20 protein-coding genes are annotated in these 21,771 nt (G+C 70.8%); 6 read left to right on the top strand and 14 right to left on the bottom strand.

Annotated elements, in window-relative coordinates:
• The first annotated feature begins 23 nt into the window (after nt 1-23).
• From H7A72_RS17075 to H7A72_RS05095, 3 genes are all read left to right on the top strand, one after another.
• On the top strand, nt 24-2,243 hold the full coding sequence (locus tag H7A72_RS17075; RefSeq protein WP_185221847.1) for a DUF6421 family protein: 2,220 nt from the start codon (nt 24-26) through the stop codon (nt 2,241-2,243).
• A complete protein-coding gene (locus tag H7A72_RS05100) occupies nt 2,240-3,316 on the top strand; it encodes a low specificity L-threonine aldolase (protein ID WP_185221846.1) in 1,077 nt (358 codons plus the stop codon). Before H7A72_RS17075 ends, H7A72_RS05100 begins: the two co-directional genes overlap by 4 nt.
• A gap of 103 nt (nt 3,317-3,419) precedes the next feature.
• The gene (locus H7A72_RS05095) at nt 3,420-4,322 is read left to right on the top strand and encodes a phosphatase PAP2 family protein (RefSeq protein ID WP_084449498.1); all 903 of its coding nucleotides are present in this window, start codon (nt 3,420-3,422) and stop codon (nt 4,320-4,322) included.
• A gap of 118 nt (nt 4,323-4,440) precedes the next feature.
• On the opposite strand, the gene H7A72_RS05090 is transcribed toward H7A72_RS05095, so the two are convergent.
• Genes H7A72_RS05090 through H7A72_RS05065 form a run of 6 tightly spaced genes read right to left on the bottom strand, consistent with a single transcriptional unit; the run spans nt 4,441 to nt 11,411 of the window.
• On the bottom strand, nt 4,441-5,736 hold the full coding sequence (locus H7A72_RS05090; protein ID WP_185221845.1) for a saccharopine dehydrogenase family protein: 1,296 nt from the start codon (nt 5,734-5,736) through the stop codon (nt 4,441-4,443).
• A 14-nt stretch (nt 5,737-5,750) separates the two neighbouring features.
• The gene (locus tag H7A72_RS05085) at nt 5,751-6,566 is read right to left on the bottom strand and encodes an ABC transporter permease (protein ID WP_084449496.1); all 816 of its coding nucleotides are present in this window, start codon (nt 6,564-6,566) and stop codon (nt 5,751-5,753) included.
• A gap of 1 nt (nt 6,567) precedes the next feature.
• Complete coding sequence (locus tag H7A72_RS05080; protein ID WP_084449495.1) at nt 6,568-7,479, bottom strand: ABC transporter permease; 912 nt, start codon at nt 7,477-7,479, stop codon at nt 6,568-6,570.
• The gene (locus H7A72_RS05075) at nt 7,476-8,651 is read right to left on the bottom strand and encodes an ABC transporter ATP-binding protein (RefSeq protein ID WP_084449494.1); all 1,176 of its coding nucleotides are present in this window, start codon (nt 8,649-8,651) and stop codon (nt 7,476-7,478) included. The genes H7A72_RS05080 and H7A72_RS05075 overlap by 4 nt, the downstream gene beginning before the upstream one ends.
• Entirely contained in the window at nt 8,651-9,907 is a 1,257-nt protein-coding gene (locus H7A72_RS05070; RefSeq protein ID WP_185221844.1) for a spermidine/putrescine ABC transporter substrate-binding protein, read from the bottom strand. The genes H7A72_RS05075 and H7A72_RS05070 overlap by 1 nt, the downstream gene beginning before the upstream one ends.
• 58 nt (nt 9,908-9,965) lie before the next feature.
• Complete coding sequence (locus H7A72_RS05065) at nt 9,966-11,411, bottom strand: gamma-aminobutyraldehyde dehydrogenase (RefSeq protein ID WP_185221843.1); 1,446 nt, start codon at nt 11,409-11,411, stop codon at nt 9,966-9,968.
• Nucleotides 11,412-11,580: 169 nt separating this feature from the next.
• Between H7A72_RS05065 and H7A72_RS05060 the strand changes: the two genes are divergently transcribed.
• Together H7A72_RS05060 and H7A72_RS05055 are read left to right on the top strand one after the other, a co-directional pair.
• Nucleotides 11,581-12,039 carry an Lrp/AsnC family transcriptional regulator gene (locus tag H7A72_RS05060; RefSeq protein WP_185221842.1) on the top strand — a complete coding sequence of 153 codons (459 nt, stop codon included), beginning with the start codon at nt 11,581-11,583 and terminating at the stop codon, nt 12,037-12,039.
• Nucleotides 12,036-13,439 (top strand): aspartate aminotransferase family protein, encoded by a 1,404-nt coding sequence (locus tag H7A72_RS05055; RefSeq protein WP_185221841.1) that lies wholly within the window; start codon nt 12,036-12,038, stop codon nt 13,437-13,439. The genes H7A72_RS05060 and H7A72_RS05055 overlap by 4 nt, the downstream gene beginning before the upstream one ends.
• Nucleotides 13,440-13,584: 145 nt before the next feature.
• On the opposite strand, the gene H7A72_RS05050 is transcribed toward H7A72_RS05055, so the two are convergent.
• On the bottom strand, nt 13,585-14,751 hold the full coding sequence (locus H7A72_RS05050) for a S8 family peptidase (RefSeq protein ID WP_223277785.1): 1,167 nt from the start codon (nt 14,749-14,751) through the stop codon (nt 13,585-13,587).
• Between the two features lie 291 nt (nt 14,752-15,042).
• Here H7A72_RS05050 and H7A72_RS05045 point away from each other — a divergent pair, with 291 nt between their 5' ends.
• Complete coding sequence (locus H7A72_RS05045; RefSeq protein WP_223277784.1) at nt 15,043-16,194, top strand: LOG family protein; 1,152 nt, start codon at nt 15,043-15,045, stop codon at nt 16,192-16,194.
• Between the two features lie 79 nt (nt 16,195-16,273).
• Here the strand turns inward: H7A72_RS05045 and purU are convergent, their stop codons facing one another.
• The 7 genes from purU to pyrH all read right to left on the bottom strand — a co-directional run bounded on the left by purU (nt 16,274) and on the right by pyrH (nt 21,689).
• Nucleotides 16,274-17,149: a formyltetrahydrofolate deformylase gene (gene purU / locus H7A72_RS05040; RefSeq protein ID WP_072624152.1), complete on the bottom strand. Its 876-nt coding sequence runs from the start codon at nt 17,147-17,149 to the stop codon at nt 16,274-16,276.
• The gene (gene rlmN, locus H7A72_RS05035; protein WP_084449595.1) at nt 17,146-18,357 is read right to left on the bottom strand and encodes a 23S rRNA (adenine(2503)-C(2))-methyltransferase RlmN; all 1,212 of its coding nucleotides are present in this window, start codon (nt 18,355-18,357) and stop codon (nt 17,146-17,148) included. The genes purU and rlmN overlap by 4 nt, the downstream gene beginning before the upstream one ends.
• 18 nt (nt 18,358-18,375) lie before the next feature.
• Complete coding sequence (locus tag H7A72_RS05030; protein WP_143445379.1) at nt 18,376-18,699, bottom strand: hypothetical protein; 324 nt, start codon at nt 18,697-18,699, stop codon at nt 18,376-18,378.
• A gap of 5 nt (nt 18,700-18,704) precedes the next feature.
• Nucleotides 18,705-19,334: an HNH endonuclease family protein gene (locus tag H7A72_RS05025; RefSeq protein WP_185221839.1), complete on the bottom strand. Its 630-nt coding sequence runs from the start codon at nt 19,332-19,334 to the stop codon at nt 18,705-18,707.
• Nucleotides 19,335-19,451: 117 nt separating this feature from the next.
• Nucleotides 19,452-20,330, bottom strand: a complete 879-nt coding sequence (locus H7A72_RS05020) for a phosphatidate cytidylyltransferase (protein ID WP_072624148.1) — start codon at nt 20,328-20,330, stop codon at nt 19,452-19,454.
• 1 nt (nt 20,331) lies between these two features.
• Entirely contained in the window at nt 20,332-20,889 is a 558-nt protein-coding gene (frr, locus tag H7A72_RS05015; protein WP_072624147.1) for a ribosome recycling factor, read from the bottom strand.
• A gap of 74 nt (nt 20,890-20,963) precedes the next feature.
• Entirely contained in the window at nt 20,964-21,689 is a 726-nt protein-coding gene (gene pyrH, locus H7A72_RS05010) for a UMP kinase (protein ID WP_185221838.1), read from the bottom strand.
• Between the last annotated feature and the right edge of the window lie 82 nt (nt 21,690-21,771).

Raw genomic sequence — 21,771 nt, 5'->3', positions numbered from 1 at the left:
AGATTTCGCCGCCGGAGGCCGCAATGACTGTCACGACCCCCTTCGCCCGGGTGCTCCTCGACCAGGCGCACAGCAGCGCGTGGTCCATCGACCCCGAGCTCGCCGAGCGGATGAACCCCGCCAACCCCGGCGACGCGAGCCTCGCCCGCGCCGCCGCGGTCCTGCGCGAGCGCGGCACCGAGGTCCTGGCCCACACCGACGGTGAGCTGACCCCGGCGGCGCTGGCCGGCGCCGACGTCCTCGTCATCGCCCACCCCGCGGCCGCCTCCAGCGAGCGCGTCGCCGGCGACCTGCCGCCGGTCCTGACCCCCGCCGAGATCACCGCCGTCACCGACCACGTGGCGAAGGGGGGCGGTCTCGTCGTCCTCGGCGAGTGCGACCACGACGCCCACGGCAACAACCTCAACGAGCTGCTGGCTCCCTTCGGCCTGAAGATCGTCTCCACCCTCGTCCACGAGCGCGCCGACGGCGGCCGCCGCCACCAGGGCAACGCGACCTGGGTCCTCGGCGAGACGAGCACCGGCCCCGGGCAGGGCGTCATGGCCGGCATCGACGAGCTGTGCTTCTACCGCGCCGGGACCATCGACGTCTCCGACGCCCCGGGTGCGCGCGTCCTCGCCCGCACCTCCGCCACCGCCCACCCCGCGGCCCAGCCGCTCGCCGTCACCGTGCAGCACGGCGCCGGCCGCGTCGTCGTGCTCGCCGACTCCGACCTCGTCGGGGACGACTCGATCGGTGAGCTCGACCACGAGGAGTTCTGGGTGAATCTCGTGACGTGGGCGGGGAACGGGAGTGGCTTCGAGGCTCCGGCCGCGGGCGGCCTCCGCACCTCAGCCAGCGGAGTGGCGGGTCTCGAGGGTTCGGCCGCGGGCGGCCTCACCGCCTCGACCAACGTGGAAGGGAGCCCCGCATGGGTCGCGCTGAAGGCCGCCGTGGAGGAGCTGCGGCTCATGCAGACCAAGGACGGCTCGCTCGCCGAGGACGCCGACCGCGAGCGGGCGAGCGCGCTCGTGGCCGTCATGGCCGAGCGGATCACCGAGCTCGCGCCGCGCTTCCCGCACGACGCCGACTACCTCGCCGCGCTGCCCGTCGACCTGCAGCGGTGGGTCGACGGCGGCTTCGGGGTGCCCGACTTCCTCGACTCGCTCATGGCCTTCCGCCCCGACCAGCACCGCGTCGACGGCACGCAGCACCTCGCCGTCTTCCCCATGTACACGCAAAACGGCAACCTCGACCGGGTCTTCGAGGCCGTGCTCTTCGACGTCATGTGGCCGCAGTGGCTCGCCGACGTCGAGGCCACCTACGACAACCCGATGTTCCTGCCGGTCCGCTTCATCGACTTCACCCCCGGCTACGACACCAACTCGGCCGTCCTCTTCCCCGAGACCGTCGCCGTGCGCGAGGTGCCGAAGTTCAGCTGGGGCGCGATCTTCTGCGACCGCGAGGCCGCCCGCTTCCGTCGCGTGACCTCCGCCTCCGCGCAGGTGCTCGGCCTCGACCTGCCGCCCGAGGGCGAGCGGCTCGTCGCCTCGCAGGAGGTCGCCCAGGCGACCTTCGCGATGTGGGACCTCATCCACGACCGCACGCACAGCCACGGGGACCTCCCCTTCGACCCCTTCATGATCAAGCAGCGCATGCCCTTTTGGATGTACGCCCTCGAGGAGCTGCGCTGCGACCTGGGCACCTTCCGGCAGAGCGTGACGCTCGCGGAGGCGGGGCACCCCTACGCCCGCGCCGTGCAGCTGGCGATCCTCTTCGACCGGCTCTTCCGCTTCCCCGTCACCGGCGACCGGGTGCGCAACTACGACGGCCTCGGCGGGCAGCTGCTCTTCGCGTGGCTGCACAAGCGCGGAGCGATGCGCTGGACCGACAACACGCTGACCTTCGACTGGGGTCAGGTCCCGGCCGCGGTCGTCGCCCTCTCCGACGAGGTCGAGACCCTCTACCGCGAGGGCATCGACCGCTCCCGGGTCGGGCACTGGATGGCCGCGCACCAGTTCATCGCCGGCTACGTCGCACCGCACCCGGCGTCGGCCTGGGCGAAGGGGGCGGAGCACCTCCCCCTCGACGGCCCACCCAAGGGTCTGACCGACCTCGTGCAGCCCGACGAGTTCCCGCTCAACGTCTTCTACGAGGCGTTGCGCAAGAAGCTCGCGCCGGTCATCGAGGCCACCCGCGGCATCACGGGCACCCTCGACCCCCGCGCGGCGGAGGCCGCCGCGGCTGAGAGGATCCCCGCGTGACCGACACGACCACCCAGGCCTCCCCCTTCGCCCCGATCCACGACCCGTCGAGCCGCGGGTTTGCCAGTGACAACTACGCCGGCGTGCACCCCGAGGTGCTCGCGGCGATCGTCGCGGCCAACGGCGGTCACCAGGTCGCCTACGGCGAGGACGTCTACACCGCGCGCCTGACCGAGGTGCTCTCCGAGGTCTTCGGCACGGCGGCGCAGGTCTACCCGGTCTTCAACGGCACCGGGGCCAACGTCCTTGCGCTGCAGGCGTGCACGCCCCGGTGGGGCTCGGTTCTCACGACGAGCAGCGCCCACATCCACGTCGACGAGGCCGCGGCGCCCGAGCGGGTCGGCGGGCTCAAGGTCAACGTCATCGACACCCCCGACGGCAAGCTGACGCCCGAGCTCATCCGCGCCTACCCCGCCCGGGTCGGCGACGAGCACTTCGCCCAGGTCGGCGTCGTCTCGATCACCAACTCCACCGAGGTCGGCACCGTCTACACGCCGGCCGAGATCCGCGCGATCGCCGACCTCGTCCACGAGATGGGGTGGGTGCTGCACCTCGACGGCTCGCGCCTGTCCAACGCCGCGGCGGCCCTGGGGGTCGAGCTGCGTGAGCTGACGACGGACGCCGGCGTCGACATCCTCTCGCTCGGCGGGACCAAGATCGGCGCGATGCTCGCCGAGGCGGTCGTCGTCCTCTCCCCCGACCGGGTGACCGGCGCGACCTTCCTGCGCAAGCAGTCGATGCAGCTGGCGAGCAAGATGCGCTTCGTCTCGGCGCAGCTGCTCGCGATCTTCGAGGGCGACCTGTGGCGGCGCAATGCCGAGCACGCCAACGCAATGGCCCGGCGCCTCGCCGACGGCGTCGCCGACATCGAGGGGATCACCCTGCCCACCGAGGTCGAGGCCAATGCCGTCTTCCCGATCCTCGCCCGGGAGTCGAGCGAGCGGCTCATGGAGTCCTTCCGCTTCTACTTCTGGGACGAGACGACCGGTCAGGTGCGCTGGATGTGCGCCTGGGACACGACCGAGAGCGACGTCGATACCTTCGTCGAAGCGGTGCGCGCCGAGCTGTCCTGAGGCGCATCCGACCCCGGACGCGGGTTCCGGGCGGACCTGTGCAATTGCTCACAGATGGCGTGTTCTTCAGGTTCCGTTCAGACTCGTCCACTATCCCTAGAGGGTGGCCCGACTCCCTCGACTGACCAGCGCACCGGTCCTCGCCGGTGCGCTCGTCGTGTTCACGCTGCTGGCAGCGGGCCCTCTCCAGCCCTATGACGAGCGCTTCCAGGGCTACTGGGCCAAGCGCTACACGCCCAACTGGTGGCAGTTCCTCGACTCGGTGCCCAATGCCGTCGCCGGCCAGGCGGTCTGCCTGCCGGTCCTGCTCGCCGTCGCCCTCGTGCTCGCCTGGCGCCACCGCACCTGGCACCCGCTGGCGATCGTCGCCGCGGCCGAGATCGGCTTCTACGTCGGCATCGGCGGGATGAAGGTCCTGCTCGGTCGCTCGGCACCCATCAACGGCACCGGCGGTGGCTTCTGGGACGGCGGTCCGATCGCCCACGGCTGGTACGGCATCGCCTACCCCTCCGGCCACGCCGCCGAGGCGGTCCTCATCTACGGCGCCGCGGCCTACCTGATCCTCACCTACGCCGGTCCCGACGCCCGCCTGCGCCGCCGCCTGACCTGGCTCGTCACGCTCATCGCGCTGCAGGCGATCGTGGTCGCCTTCTACCTCGGCTTCCACTGGCCCACCGACCTCATCGCCGGGCTGCTCGCCGGTGGGCTCGTGCTGCGCCTGATCGTCAACGGTGACCGTGCGCTCACCCGGCGGGGCCTCCCCTTCGGCTGGAGCTACGACCTGCCGGGCCGCCGTGGCCGCGACAGCGAGCCCGAGGTCGCGCCGGCGCCGACCCCGCGCCCCCAGCCGGTGCCCGTGCCCGCTGCGGTCTGGCTGCGCACCTCCCCCTTCGACCTGCCGCGGCCGTCGGTGCAGCACCTGCGCCCGCTCACCGCGCAGTGGTCGGTGCGCACTCCCGGCACGCCCACGCACCGGCGACCCGAGCGCGAGCTTCAGCTGCACTGATCCTGCGCCGCGACCCGCATGGTTGTGTGGTGAACCGGTAGGTCTGGAAGCCGGCAGGCGTTGGTGGGGGTTTGCCGGCTCCCCCGACTACCACTTCACGACACAACCATCGACGCGGTCACCCAGGGGACCGGTTGGGGGCGGCCGGGTCCCGCTCCTCGATCCCCCACGGCGAGCCGTAGCCCTGCGGGGCGGGAGCAGCGAGCAGCTCGAGGAAGGGCCTCGCATCGAAGGCCTCCGGCCCCTTTGCCCCCGCACCCGACCAGACGCCCGTCGCGAGCAGCTCGAGCGCGACGACGGGGTTGATCGCCGTCTGCCACACGACCGCCTGGGCGTCGTAGTCGCGCATCGAGACCTCGTTGTCGGCCACGTGGTAGAGGTAGACCGCCCGCGGCGCGCCGTCCTTGGTGCCCGTGACGAGCAGCCCGGCGCAGGTCTTGCCGGTCATCCGCGGGCCGATCGTCGCCGGGTCGGGCAGCACGGCCGCGACGACGTCGCGGGGGCTGACCTGCACCCCCTTGACGTCGACCGGGTCGGTCGAGTCGAGGCCGAGCTCGTGGAGCATCTTGAGCATGGAGATCATCTGCTCGCCCAGGCCGTACTTGAAGGTCACGCGCCCGGCGTCGACCCATCGCGGCATGAGCAGGACCTCCTCGTGCTCGACGTGGACGCACTCGACGGGCCCGATCCCCTCGGGGAAGTCGAAGACCTCCGGCTCGGCGAAGGGAGGCAACGTCGCGAAGCCTGCCTCGACGTCACCGCCGGCCCGCTCGCGCTCCCACACCACCGGTGGGTTGAGGCACTCCTCGATGATCGTCCACATCGAAAAGCCTGGGGCGAAGACCTCGTTGCCGTCGTCGTCGTGGACGACGAGGTTGGCCCCGTCGCGGGTGCCGAGCTCGTCGATCTCGTCGAAGAGCTCGTCGGCCGCGTAGCGGGCGAAGACATCGGACAGTCCCGGCTCGACCCCGATGCCGAGCAGCGCGAGCCGGCCCGCCGCCTCCCACTCCCCCGACCGGGCCAGCTGCAGGTCACCGAGCTTGACCCCGGGCAGCTCGTGCGGTCGCTCCGGGTGCGGCGTGGACAGCGACATCGCCATGTCGAGGTAGTCGGCCCCGGCGGCGAGCGCCCCGTCGAAGATCGGCATGATGAAGCGCGGGTCGACGGCGTTGAAGACGTGCGTCGCACCGTGCTCGCGGGCCAGGGCCGTCACGGCCGCCGGGTCGGAGGCGTCGACCTGCGCCGCGACGAACGCTCCCTCCTTCCCCCTTCGTGCCGTCGCTGCGGCAACCGTCGCCTCGGCCCGCTCCAGCGAGTAGTCGGCCACCACCCACAGCTCGAAGAAGTCGCGCTCGGCGGCGATCTTGGCCGCCGCGTCACCGACCCCGCCGGCACCGATCATGAGCACACGCATGAGAGCCTCCCGACTCACTTCGAGGTCCGGCTGCTCGCCACGCGCTGGCCCACCACGACCAGCAGGACCGCGATGACGAAGAGCGAGAAGCCGATGACATTGGCCTGCGCCGGGATGCCGCGCAGGTAGCTGACGTAGACGAACTTCGGGAAGGTGCTCGTGTCACCCGAGACGAAGTTGGTGATGATGAAGTCGTCGAAGCTCAGGCTGAAGGCGAGCATCGCCGCGCCGACGATGCCCGGCAGCACGAGCGGCAGCGTCACCCGCCAGAAGGTGTCGCCGGGGCCCGCGTAGAGGTCCTGGGCGGCCTCCTCCATCCGCGGGTCGAGGCTCTGCAGCCGCGCCCGGACGGTGACGACGACGAAGCTCAGGCAGAACATGATGTGCGCGATGACGATCGTCCAGAAGCCCAGCCGCAGACCGACCTGCGAGAAGCCCTGCACGAAGATCGTCAGCAGGCTCGCGCCGAGGACGATCTCGGGCGTGGCCATCGGCACGAAGACCAGGACATTGCTCGCGGACTTACCACGGAAACGGTGCCGCACCATCGCGAAGGCGATCATCGTGCCGAGCACCGTCGCGACGAGGGTCGCGAGCAGCCCCACCTGCAGCGAGGTGGCCAGCGAGTCGCAGATGCCGGGGGCGCCGCACGGGTTCTGCCAGTGCTTGAGCGTCGGGCCGGCGTTGGAGTTCCACGTGATGTTGGACTTGCGGTAGTCGTTGAAGCTGAAGATGAAGGTGTAGAGGACCGGCAGGAAGAGGTAGAAGAGCACGAGGAGCGCGGCGATCATCGCGAAGCGGTCGCCGATCCAGCGGGTCACGGTGCGCATCTCAGACCAGCTCCTCGGTGCCGAAGCGCCGGACGTAGAAGAAGACGAGCACGAGGATCATCGCCATGAGCGTGAAGCTCAGCGCCGCAGCGGTGTCGTAGCCGCCCGGCACCTTGAAGAACTGGCTCTCGATGACGTTGCCGACCATCTTGGTACTTCGGTCGGAGCCGAGCAGCTCGGCGTTGACGTAGTCGCCGGAGGCAGGGATGAAGGTGAGCAGCGTGCCGGCGAGCACGCCCGGCATCGACATCGGCAGCGTCACCCGCGCGAAGGTCGTCAGGCCGCTCGCGTAGAGGTCGCCGCCGGCCTCGATGACCCGCGGGTCGGCGCGCTCGAGCGAGGCGTAGATCGGCAGCACCATGAAGGGCAGGAAGTTGTAGGTCAGGCCCGCGACGACCGCCACCCAGGTCTCGGTGATCCGCCCGCCGGGGAGCAGGTGCAGCGAGGTGAGCACGCTGGCGACGACGCCGTCGTCGGCGAGGATCTGCCGCCAGGCGATGGTCCGCAGGATGAAGGAGGTGAAGAAGGGCGCGATGACGCAGATGAGCATCACCGAGCGCCACCGACCCGCCTTGAAGGCCATCGCATAGGCGAGCGGGTAGGCCAGGACGAAGGCGAAGAAGGTCGCCAGGGCCCCGAAGAGCAGCGAGCGCAGCATGTGCGGCCAGAACTCCACGAGCGCGTCGACGTAGTTGGAGAAGTTGACGTCGCGGTAGTAGTAGCCGGGCGCCCCCGGGTAGTCGCTCTGCAGGCTGACGGTGAAGAGCTGCACGACGGGCACGACGAAGAAGACGACGAGCCACAGCACGCCCGGCAGGAGCAGCAGGTAGGCGATCCGGCGGGAGCGCCGGCCCTCGACGACGTCGGGATCGACTGCGGCCGACGGGGGTCCGCCCGCCGTCGAGGTGGTCACGATGCCTCCCCCGCGGTGGCGATGAAGGCCTTGCCCTCCGCCCCTTCGGGCACGTCGTCGGCGGCCACGACGAAGGCGTGGGCGGGGTTCCACGACAGCCAGACCTCGTCGCCCGGCCGGGTCGACTGCGGCTCGACGTCGAGATTTTGCTCGTAGACCGACCACTGGCCGCCCGAGGGCACCGTGACGAGGTACTGGGTGGCGACGCCGGTGAAGGAGACGTCGGTGACCGTCGCCCGCACGTCGCTCCCTGCCGACTCGGGCCGAAGGGGGTGCAGCCGCACCTTTTCGGGACGGACGCCGAAGAGCACCTGTCCCTCGGTCACCGCGGCCCGCGAGCGCGGCACCCGCACGGTCGTGCCCGCCGCGTCGGCGACGAGGTGGTCACCGTCGCTGCCGGTGACCGTCGCGGGCACGAGGTTGGACTGCCCGACGAAGCCGGCGACGAAGGCGGTGCCCGGCAGGTCGTAGAGCTCCTCGGGGGCACCCATCTGCTCGATGCGCCCCTTGTTCATCACCGCGACCGTGTCGGCCATCGTCATGGCCTCCTCCTGGTCGTGGGTGACGTGGATGAAGGTCAGGCCGACCTCGGTCTGGATCCGCTTGAGCTCGACCTGCATCTGGCGCCGCAGCTTCAGGTCGAGGGCACCGAGCGGCTCGTCGAGCAGCAGCACCTCCGGGCGGTTGACGATCGCCCGGGCGAGGGCCACGCGCTGCTGCTGGCCGCCGGAGAGCTGCGCGGGGCGACGCCCGGCCAGGTGGGCCATCTGGACCAGCTCGAGCGCCTCGTCGGCGAGGCGGACTGCGTCACCCTCGCCGCGGCGCTTCGGTCCGAAGGCGACGTTGTCGCGGATGCTCAGGTGCGGGAAGAGCGCATAGCTCTGGAAGACGGTGTTGACCGGGCGCTCGTAGGGACGCGAGCCGGTGAGGTCGGTGTCGCCGATGAGCACCCTTCCGGCAGAGGGCTGCTCGAGGCCGGCCACCATCCGCAGGGTCGTCGTCTTGCCGCAGCCCGAGGGGCCGAGCAGGGCGAAGAAGGAACCGCGCGGCACCCGCAGGTCGAGGTCGTCGACGGCGGTGAAGTCCCCGAAGGTCTTGGTCACCGATTCCAGGACGAGATCTCCCTTGGCCTCGCGGACACCACCGGCCGAGGATCGTGTGAACAGGCCCATCAGTTGCCCACCGCCTTCGCCCACAGCGCGCTGTAGTCCGCGTCCTCCTGGGAGGACAGTGCCCTGAAGCCGACGATGTCGTGGTCGGCGATGTAGTCCTCGCTCGGGAAGATGAAGGGCGACTCCGCGAGGTCGGGGTCGATCTTTTCCATCGCCGCCCGGGCGCCCTCGACGGGGCAGATGTAGTTGACCCACGCGGCGACCTCGGCGGCCACTTTGGGGTCGTAGTAGTAGTCCATGACCTGCTGGGCATTGCGCCGGTGGTGGCTCGTGATCGGCACCATGAGGTTGTCGCTCCAGAGCATCCCGCCGGACTCGGGGATGACGAACTCCCAGTCGTCGTCCTCGGTCTCGGCCCGCAGGACGAAGAGGTCACCGGACCAGACGATGCCGGCCACGGCATTGCCGCTCTTGAGGCCGTTGAGATAGCTGTTGCCCTTGACCCGGCGGATGTAGCCCTCGGTGAGGCGCTTGTCGATCTCACCGATCGCCGCCTCGAAGGCGGCCTGGTCGAAGTCACCGGAGGGGTCGACGCCCTGCGACTGCATGATCAGGCCGAGGGTGTCGCGGAACTCGCTGAGCACCGAGATGCGGCCCTTGAGGTCGTCGGCCCACAGGTCCTCGATCGCCTTGAGCTCCCGGCCGACCTTGCCCTTGTGGTAGCCGATGCCGGCGAAGCCGGACTGCCAGGTGAGGGAGAACTGCCGGCCGGGGTCGAAGGAGACGTCCTTGAGCGGGGCCAGGAGGTTGCTCGCATTGGGCATCTGGATCAGCTCGAGCGGCTGGCACAGCCCCTCGCGGATGATCCGGTTGGCCATCCAGTCGGTGAAGGTGAAGATGTCACGGTTGATGTCCTGCTTGGCCCGCAGCTGCGGCGCGATCTTGTTGAAGTAGGTGTCGTTGTCGTCGACGTCCTCGGTGTAGGAGACCTTGATGCCGGTCTGCTTCTCGAAGGCGGTGAGCGTCGGGTAGGTCTTGCCCGCGTCGTCCATGTCGAGATAGGCGGTCCAGTTGGCCCACCGCACCGTCTTCTCCCGCTCGGACCGGTCCTCGGGCAGGTCGAGCTCGGCGACGCCGCCGGCCGGCGGCTCGGGCGGGGCGCACCCTGCGAGGAGGGTGGCCCCGAGCCCGAGGGCGCCGGCCCCGAGCATCGTGCGTCGGCTCGGCTGGAAGGAGCCGCGCGAGCGGGCCGAGGCCTGCGCGGCCCGGATCAGCGCGGCGGTTCTGGGGTCGGCAGGTCGCCGGAGGCGGTCCATCTCGGACCTCGCTTCCGTGAGGAGGGACGAAGGGGGTGTGCCGCCGGCGAGGAGCCGGTCAGCTCTCGATGTTGGCCATGACGTGCTTGACCCGGGTGTAGTCCTCGAAGCCGTACATCGACAGGTCCTTGCCGTAGCCGGACTTCTTGAAGCCGCCGTGCGGCATCTCGGCGACGAGCGGGATGTGGGTGTTGATCCAGACGCAGCCGAAGTCGAGGCGCTTGCTCATGCGCATCGCGCGCCCGAAGTCCTTGGTCCACACCGACGACGCCAGGCCGTACTCGACACCGTTGGCCCAGGCGACGGCCTGGTCCTCGTCGGTGAATCGCTGGACGGTGATGACCGGTCCGAAGATCTCGTCCTGGATCGCCTCGTCGTCCTGCTGCAGGCCGGAGACGACGGTGGGCGCGTAGAAGAAGCCCTCGCCCATCGCGGTGAGTCGCTCGCCGCCCTGCGCGAGGTTGGCATGGTCGGGCAGCCGGTCGATGAAGCCGGCGACCTTGGCCAGCTGGTTGCTGTTGTTGACCGGGCCGAGGAGCGCGTCGGCGTCGTCGGGCATGCCGACCTTGGCGTTGTCGCGGGCGTACTCGGCCAGGGCGGCGACGAAGTCGTCGTGGATGCCGGGGGCGGCGAGCACGCGGGTCGCGGCGGTGCAGTCCTGACCGGCGTTGAAGTAGCCGGCCGTGGCGATGCCCTCGACCGCGGCCTCGATGTCGGCGTCATCGAAGACGACGACCGGCGCCTTGCCGCCGAGCTCGAGGTGGGCCCGCTTGAGGTTGCGCGCCGCGGAGGCGGCGACCTCGACACCGGCACGCACCGAGCCGGTGATCGCGACGAGGCCGGGGGTGTCGTGCTCGACGACCATGCGGCCGGTGTCGCGGTCACCGGTGATGACGTTGAAGGTGCCGGCGGGAAGGAACTCGCTGGCGACCTCTGCCATGAGCAGGGTGGTCTCGGGCGTGGTGTCGCTCGGCTTGAGGACGATCGAGTTGCCGGCGGCCAGCGCGGGGCCGATCTTCCACGCGGCCATCATCATCGGGTAGTTCCACGGGGTCACCTGGCCGACGACGCCGATGGGCTCGCGGCGGATCCAGCTCGTGTGGCCCTTCATGTACTCGGCGGAGGCGCGGCCCTCGAGCACGCGGGCGGCACCGGCGAAGAAGCGCAGCTGGTCGCACATGACCGGCACCTCCTCGGTGGCGGTGAGGGCGTGCGGCTTGCCGGTGTTCTCCCCTTCGAGCCGGATGAGGTCGTCGGCGCGGGCCTCGAGGGCATCGGCGAACTTGAGCAGCGCGCTCTGCCGCTCGCCCGGCGTCGCCTCGGACCACTCGGCGAAGCCGGCCTCGGCGCTGGCGTAGGCCGCGTCGACATCGGCCTGCGTGGAGACAGGAGCGTGGGCGACGACCTGCCCGGTCGCGGGGTTGACCAGATCGATGCTCGCATCGCCGGTGGCGTCGACGTGCTCGCCACCGATGAAGTTGCGCAGGGTCCGGGGCTGGGTCACGACTGGGGTCCTTCCGATCGGGAATGTGACCCAGACGATAGTGCGCCGTCGACGAAATCGACAGGCTTTGGCACTCAGATTCGTGAAAACATCAGCGATCGCCGGTGTTTCGTGCGGATTTCGTCGCGCTCCGCTTGCCATGCGACAGGGATCACGCCACGATGGCGCCATGACCACCCCTGCTCCGCTCGACGAGATGAGCAAGCAGATCATCGAGCACCTCCAGGAGGACGGCCGCCAGTCCTACGCGACGATCGGCCGCGCCGTCGGCCTCTCCGAGGCCGCGGTGCGCCAGCGGGTCGGCCGGCTCATCGACGGTGGCCTCATGCAGATCGTCGCGGTCACCGACCCGCTCCAGGTGGGCTTTCGCCGCCAGGCCATGATCGGCCTGACCGTCGACGGCGACATGGGGCCGGTCGGCGATGCTCTCGCCGAGATCCCCGAGGTCGACTACGTCGTGACCACCGCCGGGAGCTTCGACCTGCTCGTCGAGGTCGTCTGCGAGGACGACGCGCACCTGCTCAGCCTGCTCACCGAGCGCATCCGCACCCTGCCGGGCGTGCGCTCCACCGAGACCTTCGTCTATCTCAAGCTCAACAAGCAGCACTACAACTGGGGGACCAGATGACCACCGAACACGGCACCACCTCCCGTACTGCTCGAGGCACCGACCTGCAGCAGGCCGCCCGCGACCACCTGTGGATGCACTTCACCCGCCACTCCGTCTACGAGGAGGGTGGGCACGTCCCGACAATCGTCCGCGGCGAGGGGCACAAGATCTGGGACGACACCGGGCGCGAGTACATCGACGGCCTCGCCGGCCTCTTCGTCGTCCAGGTCGGCCACGGCCGCACCGATCTCGCCGAGACCGCGCTCAAGCAGGCCGAAAAACTGGCCTTCTTCCCCATCTGGTCCTACGCCCACCCGGCGGCGATCGAGCTCGCCGAGCGTCTCGCTGCGGGCGCCCCCGGCGACCTCAACCGGGTCTTCTTCACCACCGGCGGCGGCGAGGCCGTCGAGTCCGCGTGGAAGCTGGCCAAGCAGTACTTCAAGCTCACCGGCAAGCCGAAGAAGCATAAGGTCATCTCCCGCTCGATCGCCTACCACGGCACCCCCCACGGCGCCCTGTCGATCACCGGCCTGCCGCCGCTCAAGGAGGACTTCGAGCCGCTCGTGCCGGGTGCCCACAAGGTGCCCAACACCAACATCTACCGCGCCTCCGAGGACCTGCGCGACGACCCCAAGGCCTTCGGCCGCTGGGCCGCCGACCGCATCGCCGAGGCGATCGAGTTCGAGGGTCCCGACACCGTCGCCGCCGTCTTCCTCGAGCCGGTGCAAAATGCCGGTGGCTGCTTCCCGCCGCCCCCCGGCTACTTCGAGCGGGTGCGCGAGATCTGCGACGAGTACGACGTGCTGCTCGTCTCCGACGAGGTCATCTGCGCCTTCGGCCGGATCGGCTCGATGTTCGCCTGCGAGGACTTCGGCTACGTGCCCGACATCATCACCTGCGCCAAGGGGATGACCTCGGGCTACTCCCCCATCGGCGCGATGATCGCGAGCGACCGGCTCTTCGAGCCGTACAAGAGCGGGACCAACAGCTTCGCCCACGGTTACACCTTCGGTGGTCACCCGGTGAGCGCGGCCGTCGCCCTGGCCAACCTCGACATCTTCGAGCGCGAGGGCCTCAACGCCCACGTGAAGGACAATGCCCCGGCCTTCCGGCGCACCCTCGAGCGGTTGCTCGACCTGCCGATCGTCGGTGACGTGCGTGGCGAGGGCTACTTCTACGGGATCGAGCTGGTCAAGGACAAGGCGACCCGCGAGACCTTCGACGCGGCCGAGTCCGAGTCGATGCTGCGCGGCTACCTGTCCAAGGCGCTCTTCGACGCGGGCCTGTACTGCCGCGCCGACGACCGCGGCGACCCGGTCGTCCAGCTCGCTCCCCCGCTGACGATCGGCCAGGCCGAGTTCGACGACATCGAGCAGCGGCTGCGCACGGTCCTCACCGAGGCCCCCAACCACCTCTGACCCCGAGGCTGCATTGCCCTACGGCAATGCAGCCTCCCGACCCCCCGACCTTGCATTGCCGTACGGCAATGCAGCCTCCTGACGAGCAGCGGGCCCGCCCCCTTCGTGACGAAGGGGGCGGGCCCGCTGGTTGTCCCACCTCGCATCAGCCGGCGGCCACCTGGAGCAGGCCGGTCGGCGTGCCGGACGGCGCGTCGGTGATCGCGTCGACCGACGCGTCCTGCAGCCCCTGGCTCACCGCGTCGGGGGTCGCCCCCGCGTTGGCCTCGAGGTAGAGGGCGGCCCCGCCGGCGATGTGCGGGCTGGCCATCGACGTACCGCTGTAGGTGTCGGTGCCGCCACCGGGCACGGTCGACTCGATGTCCTGGCCGGGGGCATAGCCCTCGACGACCGAGCCGTAGTTGGAGAAGCTCGCGTTGCCGTCCTGGTCGGTCGACGCCGCGGTCGTGTAGACCCCGTCGGCGCTCGCCGGCGAGACGTTGGCGGCGTCCTGCGACTCGTTGCCCGCGGCGACGGCGGTGAAGACACCGCTGTCCACCAGACCGGTCGCGGCGTTGTTCAGGGCCGGGTCCTTGGCGCCACCGAGCGACATGTTGGCGACCGAGGGACCGTCGGCGTTGGCCGCGATCCAGTCCATGCCCTCGATGATGCCGGCCGTGCTGCCGCTGCCGTTGTCGTCGAGCACCTTGACGCCGACGAGGTCGACGCCCGGCGCCACACCGTAGGAGTTGCTGCCGATCGTGCCGGCGACGTGCGTGCCGTGGCTCTGCCGGTCCAGACCGTCACCACCGGTCGCGTCGAAGCCCACCGAGGCGCGGCCACCGAAGTCCGGGTGGTCGGGGTCGATGCCGGTGTCGAGGATGTAGGCCGTGACGCCCGCGCCGGTCTGGGCCGGCTCGTAGGTGCCGTCGAGCGGCAGCTGCGGGTCGTCGATCCGGTCGAGGCCCCACGGGGTCTCGCCCGCGGCCTGGCCGGAGGGCTTCTCGACGTTGATCGTCATGTTCTCCGAGACCGCGGCGACGCTGGCGTCGGCGCGCACCGAGTGCAGCTGCTCGGGCGTGAGCTTCGCGGAGAAGCCGTCGAGCACGTGCTCGTAGACGTGGGTCGGCGTCACGCCGAGGTCCCGGGCCACATCGGCGGCCGCCTCCCCCTCGTCGAGGGTGACGACGTAGGTCTGCTCCCCCTGCATCGTCACGACGTCGTCGCCGTGGGTGGTGAGAGGAGCCAGGTCGTCGCTCCCCTGCGCCGTCGCGAAGGGGGCCACCGCCAGCATCAGTGCCGCAGAGGAAACCACAACTCCGGTGCTCTTCATCGAGTACTTCATGTGTTCCTTTCGTCGCCGACCCCGGATCTCGGGGACGCGGTGACCGGGACACTACGAGCGCTCCACGAGGGTGTCCACGGATGGACGAGCACGGCCCGCAGCCGTCAGCGGACAGTAAGAATCACTGCTGCACAGCCCATGTGGTGCGGTTCTTGCGGGTGGGTCCGGCTGGCAGCGGACACGCCTGGCAGCGCCCCGGAAGCGCAAATCCTTGAGGGAATCCATACGGTTCGCCAACGCCGCGGACACCACGTCAGGGCGGCTGGCAAGGTTGTCGGCATGACTCGGGAGACCCGCCGCCACCCCCTGCGCGACCGGTTGGGCCGCCGGCCGGACCACCCCGCCTACCGCGAGGTCCACGACGAAGGGGGTCTGCGTCGCCTCACCGCCTCGGGCACCCCGCTCGCCGGCTGGCGCCTGCAGGGCCTGGACCTCGAGCCCCACGCCGCACACCTCGCCCGCGCCGACGTGCGCGGCCTCGTCGTGCTCGGTGGTCGGGTGCCCGACGAGCTCGCCCGCGACCTCGTCGCGCGTGGCGCGGTGATCATCCCGCCCGACCCGACCTGCCCGGTCGAGCCCTTCCGCGCGCGGCTGTACTCCCCCTTCGACCTCTACGGCGGACTCGAGACCGCCGGCTACCCGAGCACGGTCGACGCCCGCGCCTACGCGTGGAGCCGTGAGGCGCGCACCCAGCACGACGCCTGGGCGACGCTGCTGCGGGCGGTCCACGACGACGCGGTGCAGGACGCGCTCGTCGAGGCGCTGCACGGACTCGACGTCGTCGGGGTGATGGGCGGGCACGCGCTGGAGCGCGGGAGCAGCGACTACGCCGACGCCGCCCGCCTCGGCCACGCGCTGGCCGACGCCGGTCGCGTCGTGCTCACCGGTGGTGGCCCGGGGGCCATGGAGGCGGCCAACCTCGGCGCACTCGCCCCGACCGCCGACGCCGTCGAGACGGCCCTCGGTCGACTGTCCGCCGTGCCGAGCTTCCGCCCGTCGGTCGAGGCCTGGGCCGAGCTGGCGCTGCAGGTGCGCGATGATCTTGGGGCCGGCGACGGCCCGGCCCGCAGCTACGGCATCCCGACGTGGTTCTACGGGCACGAGCCACCCAATGTCTTCTGCGACGGCATCGCCAAGTACTTCTCCAATGCTCTGCGCGAGGACGTGCTGCTCGCGCAGAGCGCCGGCGGGCTCGTCGTGCTGCCGGGCGCGGCGGGCACGGTGCAGGAGATCTTCCAGGCGTGCACGCCGCTGTACTACGCGCCCGAGGGTGAGCCGCTGCCGCCGCTCGTGCTCGTCGGCCTCGAGCACTGGACCGAGACCGTGCCGGTGTGGCCCGCGCTGCGGGCGCTGGGGGCCGGCCGCCCCCTCGGCGAGGTGCTGCACCTCGTCGAGACGCCCGAGGAGGCGGCGGCACTCCTGCTCGGCTGACCTCCGCACCGAGTCGATGACGAGCGGGAGTGGCGAGACCTGCCCCCGTCGCATGACCCAACGGCGATGCGAAGGGAGATCAGTCGAAGACGATCGTGCGCCGGCCGCGCAGGACGACCCGGCGCTCGACGTGCCAGCGCAGGGCGCGGGCGAAGGCCATCGCCTCGAGCTCGGCACCCGTCGCGGCGAGCTGCGCCGGGGACATCCGGTGGTCGACCCGGCGGAAGTCCTGCTCGATGATCGGGCCCTCGTCGAGGTCGGAGGTCACGTAGTGGGCCGTGGCCCCGATGACCTTGACCCCGCGCTCGTGGGCCTGCGAGTAGGGCCGCGCCCCCTTGAAGGAGGGCAGCAACGAGTGGTGGATGTTGATGATCCGACCGGGGAAGTCGGCGCAGAGGTCCTCGGAGAGCACCTGCATGTAGCGCGCGAGCGCCACGGTCTCGACCCGCTCGGTCTCGATGATCTCGCGCAGCCGTGCCTCGGCCTGCGGCTTGGTCTCGCGCGTCACCGGCACGTGGTGGAAGGGGATGCCGTGCCACTCGACCTCGGCCCGGAAGTCCTCGTGGTTGGACACGACGGCCGGCACGACGACGTTGAGCTGGCCGGTGCGCACCCGGAAGAGCAGGTCGTTGAGCACGTGCCCCTGGCGGCTGACCATGATGAGCAGCCGGTGGGGCTCCTGCGGGTCGTGGACGTCGACGTCGACGCCGAGCTCGGCCACGAGCCGCTGGCGCTCGGCCGCGAGTCGGTCGACGTCGATCGGGGCGTCGGCCTGCAGGTGCATCCGCAGGTGGAACTCCCCCGTCGACGGGTCGCCGAACTGCTGGCTGTCGAGGATGTTGAGGTCTAGCCCGACCATCGCGCCGGTCACCGCGTGGACGATGCCGCGCCGGTCGGGGCCGCTCAGGGTCAGGACGATCTCGCGGCCGAGGCCGCCCGGGGTCGCCGTGCTCATGCCGTGGCCGCCGCGAGCTGGCCGCAGGCCCCGTCGATGTCGCTGCCACGGGTGTCGCGCACCGTCGTCGGGATGCCGTGGGCGCGCAGCCGCTCGACGAACTGCTGCTCGACGCCCCGCCGCGACGCGGTCCACTTCGAGCCCGGCGTCGGGTTGAGCGGGATCGGATTGACGTGCACCCAGCCCTTGCCGCGGGCGGTGAGCTTCTTGCCGAGGAGGTCTGCGCGCCACGCCTGGTCGTTGATGTCGCGGATCAGCGCGTACTCGATGCTCACCCGCCGCCCGGTGCGCAGGTAGTAGCGGTGGGCGGCGTCGATCGCCTCGTCGACCTTGAAGCGGGTGTTGATCGGCACGAGCTCGTCGCGCAGCTCGTCGTCGGGCGCGTGCAGCGACAGCGCGAGCGTCACCGGGATGCCCTCCTCGGTGAGTCGGTCGATGCCGGTGACCAGCCCGACCGACGACATCGTGATGCCGCGGGCACTCATGCCCAGCCCCTCGGGCGAGGGGTCGACCATCCGGCGGATGGCACCGATCGCGGCCTTGTAGTTGGCCAGCGCCTCCCCCATGCCCATGAAGACGACGTTGGTGACCCGGCGACCGGAGGACGAAGGGAGGGACTCCCCTTCGTCATCGGCCTCGGCCCCGAGCGCGGCGCCGGCCTCGTCACCCAGCGGCAGGTCGCCGGCCTCGGCCAGCAGCCGGTTGGCAGCGACGACCTGGTCGACGATCTCGGCCGTCGACATGTTGCGCGTCAGGCCCTCCTGGCCGGTGGCGCAGAAGGGGCAGTTCATCCCGCATCCGGCTTGGCTGGAGATGCAGATGGTCGCCCGCCGGGGGTAGCGCATGAGGACCGACTCGACGAGGGCGCCGTCGTGGAGGCGCCAGACCGACTTCAGGGTCGCGCCACGGTCGGCGGTGATCGTGCGCACCGGTGCGAGCAGGCGCGGGAGCATCGCGGCGGCGAGCTCGTCACGGGCTGCCTTGGGCAGATCGGTCATCTGCTCGGGGTCGTCGGTGTGGTGGGCGAAGTAGTGCGTCGACAGCTGCTTGGCGCGAAAGCCCGGCAGACCGAGCTCCTTGGCCCACTCGACCCGACCGGCGAGGTCGAGGTCGGCGAGATGGCGCGGCGGCTTGCCGCGCCGGGGCGCGGTCATCGTCAGCTGGCCGGGCGCCGGGCGGGCGGTCGAGGGCGTGGGCAGGTCGGTCATCCCGACCATCATCTCAGGTCAGGAGCGTGCCCCACCAAAGCTGCCCGCTGCCGGGTCGGCGGCGTCGCGCCCCCGGCCCTCGCCGTGTGCAGCCTCGCCGGGCGCCGGGGCAGGATCCGGACCGGAGAGCGCGCCGACGAGGGCTTCGTGCACCGCCTCGGCGCTGCCGACGCTCGGCTGGTCCGCGAGGTGGTACCACTCGTCGGCTCCCTCGTAGCGCACCCGGGCGACGACCACCCCGTCCTGCTCGCCCGTCTCGAGCTCGATGCGGCCGGTGATGGTGCCGACCTCGCGCGTGGTCACGCCACCGGGTCGGGCAGTGAAGGTGCTCGTACGGCTCATCGTCGTCAGCAGCTCTCGAGTCGGGTGCTCAGCGCGGTCTTCTCCGCCGTCTGCAGGGCCAGGCCCCAGCGGTACTTCGTCGCGACCCACATCTTCGCGTAGGTGCACGCGTAGGTCGTGCGGGTCGGCCACCACGTCGACGGGTCCTGGTCCCCCTTCGACCGGTTGGACGAGGCCGAGACCGCGATGAGCTGCGGACCCTCGAGGTCGTTGGCGAAGTCCTCCCGCTCCTGGTCCGACCACGAGTCGGCGCCCGAGCGCCACGCCTCGGCGAGCGGGACGACGTGGTCGATGTCGAGGTCGCTGCCGTCGGTGAAGGACTCGCCGTCGTACTCGCTGTACCAGTCCCCCGAGGTGGGGCGGCAGTCGGAGCCGACCTCGACGTCGTCGCCGTCGCGGGCCAGGACGGTCTCGCGGGTGTCGCACCCGTCGACGGTGATCCAGTGGTTGAACTCGTCGCGGTCGTAGCCGGTCATCGAGCCCTCCGTCTCGACGGGGAGGGCGGCGAGCTGGCTGATGGCGGTGTCCGTCGAGGGGATGCCGGGAGGTGCGGCGGTGGCCGACGCCGCCGGCGCCAGCGCGATGGACGTGGCCGCGGTGGCGGCGAGGACGGAGCAGGTGGTGCGCAGGCGCATGACGGGTCCTTGGCGGTCGGGTGCCGGGCACGAGCGACGCTAGGGCCGGGTGAGAGACCGCGGGTGAACACGCGGTCAGGCGCAGCCGGGGACCCCGTCAGAGGTCGGTCAGGGCCGTCAGTGCGGGGCGATGATCCGCAGCGCCACCCACATGAGCGGGATGACGAGGACGAGGGAGTCGAGCCGGTCCATGAGGCCCCCGTGCCCCGGGAGGATGTTGGACATGTCCTTGATCCCGAGGTTGCGCTTGAGGCTGGACTCGATGAGGTCCCCGATCGTCGCGACCGGGGCGGTGAGGGCCCCGAGGATCGCGCCCTGCCACCACAGGCCGTCGAGGGTGAGCGGGATGACGATCGCCCCGACCGCGGCGCACGAGAGGACCGACCCGGCGAAGCCCTCCCAGGACTTCTTGGGCGAGAGCTTGGGCGCCATCGGGTGCTTGCCGAAGAGCACCCCGAAGGCGTAACCGCCGATGTCGGAGGAGATCGTGATGAGGATGAAGACGAGGATGCGCCACTGCCCCTGGGGCTCGGCGAGCATCAGCGCCGCGAAGCCGGCGAGCAGGCAGGGGTAGAGCAGGATCAGCGCGCCGGCGCCGACATCGCGCAGCGCGCCGGCCAGCCCGTCGGCGACCCGCCAGATGAGTGTCGCGACGAGCGTCAGGGCGGCGGCGAAGACCAGCGCCTCGGCTCCGCGCAGGTAGGCGGCGACCGTCATGCTCACCGCCCCGATGGCGACCGGGACGAAGGGGGCGAACAGCCCCCCTTCGCTCAGGGCCTGGCGCATCTCCCACACCGCCACGACCATGGCGATGCAGATGACGACGACGAAGGCGACGGGGTGGATCACCAGCGCCGCGGCGGCGGCGGCCCCGAGGCCGACGCCCGTGGCGATGGCGACCGGCAGGTTGCGCCCGGCGCGACCCGTCGGCGCCGGAGCCGTCGCGGGCGCGGCCGCGCGGGCGGAGCGACGGGTCGCGAACTCGGGCTCGGTCACATCAGACCTCGGAGAGCTCGGCTTCCTTGGCCTTGAGCAGCGAGTCGACGGTCTCGACGTACTTCTTCGTCAGCGCGTCGAGCTCCTTCTCGCCCCGGGTGCCGTCGTCCTCGCCGACCTCGCCGTCCTTGACGAGCTTGTCGATGGTGTCCTTGGCCGCCCGGCGGACGTGCCGGATCGAGACCTTGGCGTCCTCGCCCTGGCTGTGCGCGAGCTTGATGTACTCCTTGCGGCGCTCGGCCGTCAGCTCGGGCATGGTCACCCGGATCACGGTGCCGTCGTTGCTCGGGTTGGCCCCGAGGTCGGAGTCGCGCAGCGCGCTCTCGATCGCGCCCATCGACGACTTGTCGAAGGGGGTGATGAGCAGCGTCCGCGCCTCGGGCGTGGCGAAGGAGGCGAGCTGCTGCAGCGGCGTCGGCGACCCGTAGTAGTCGACCATGACCCCGCTGAAGAGGCCGGGGTTGACGCGGCCGGTGCGGATGCCGGCGAAGTTGTCCTTGGCCACCTCGACGGCCTTGGTCATCTTGTCCTCGGCCTCGAGCAGTGCGTCCTCGATCATGTGCGTCCTCTCCTGTCCGGCCACGGGGGCCTCGCGTGCGGCGGCGCCGCGGTGGTCTGGGGTCAGTCTCTCACTCAGGCGTGCACGACCGTGCCGATGGACTCGCCGAGCAGGGCACGGGTGACGTTGCCCTCGCCCTCCATGCCGAAGACGACCATCGGCAGCTCGTTCTCCCGGCAGAGGCTGAAGGCCGCGGCGTCGACCACCTTGAGGTCCTGCTGGATGGCCTCCTCGTAGGTGACGCGCTCGAGCTTGCGGGCGTCGGGGTTGGTCCGCGGGTCGGAGTCGTAGACCCCGTCGACGCCGTTCTTGGACATCAGGACCGCATCGCACTTGATCTCGAGGGCGCGCTGGGCGCTCACCGTGTCGGTGGAGAAGAAGGGCATGCCGGCGCCGGCGCCGAAGATCACGACCCGGCCCTTCTCGAGGTGGCGGATGGCCCGGCGCGGGATGTAGGCCTCGGCGACCTGGCCCATCGTGATGGCGGTCTGGACCCGGGTGTCGACGCCCGCGTCCTCAAGGAAGTCCTGGAGGGCCAGGCAGTTCATCACGGTGCCGAGCATGCCCATGTAGTCGGCACGCGTGCGGTCCATGCCCTGCTCCTGCAGCTGGGCCCCGCGGAAGAAGTTGCCGCCGCCGACGACGATCGCGACCTGGATGCCCTCGCGCACGGCCGCGGCGATCTGCTCGGCGATGCCGCGCACGACGTCGGGGGCGACGCCGACCTTGCCGCCACCGAAGGCCTCGCCGGACAGCTTGAGGAGGACGCGTCGGTACGGGGTGGTGGTCTCGTCGGACACGGGTGTGCTCCCTGTGGGTCGAGGTCGGGGATTCGCTCAGATCCTTCCACAGGTGCAGGCCTGCGGACGCACGCACGATGAC

This window comes from Janibacter sp. YB324, from assembly GCF_014217915.1.
Taxonomy (GTDB): Bacteria; Actinomycetota; Actinomycetes; order Actinomycetales; family Dermatophilaceae; genus Janibacter; species Janibacter indicus.
The sequence above is the reverse complement of the archived record's forward strand: the minus strand, read 5'-3'. Positions and strand labels throughout refer to the sequence as shown.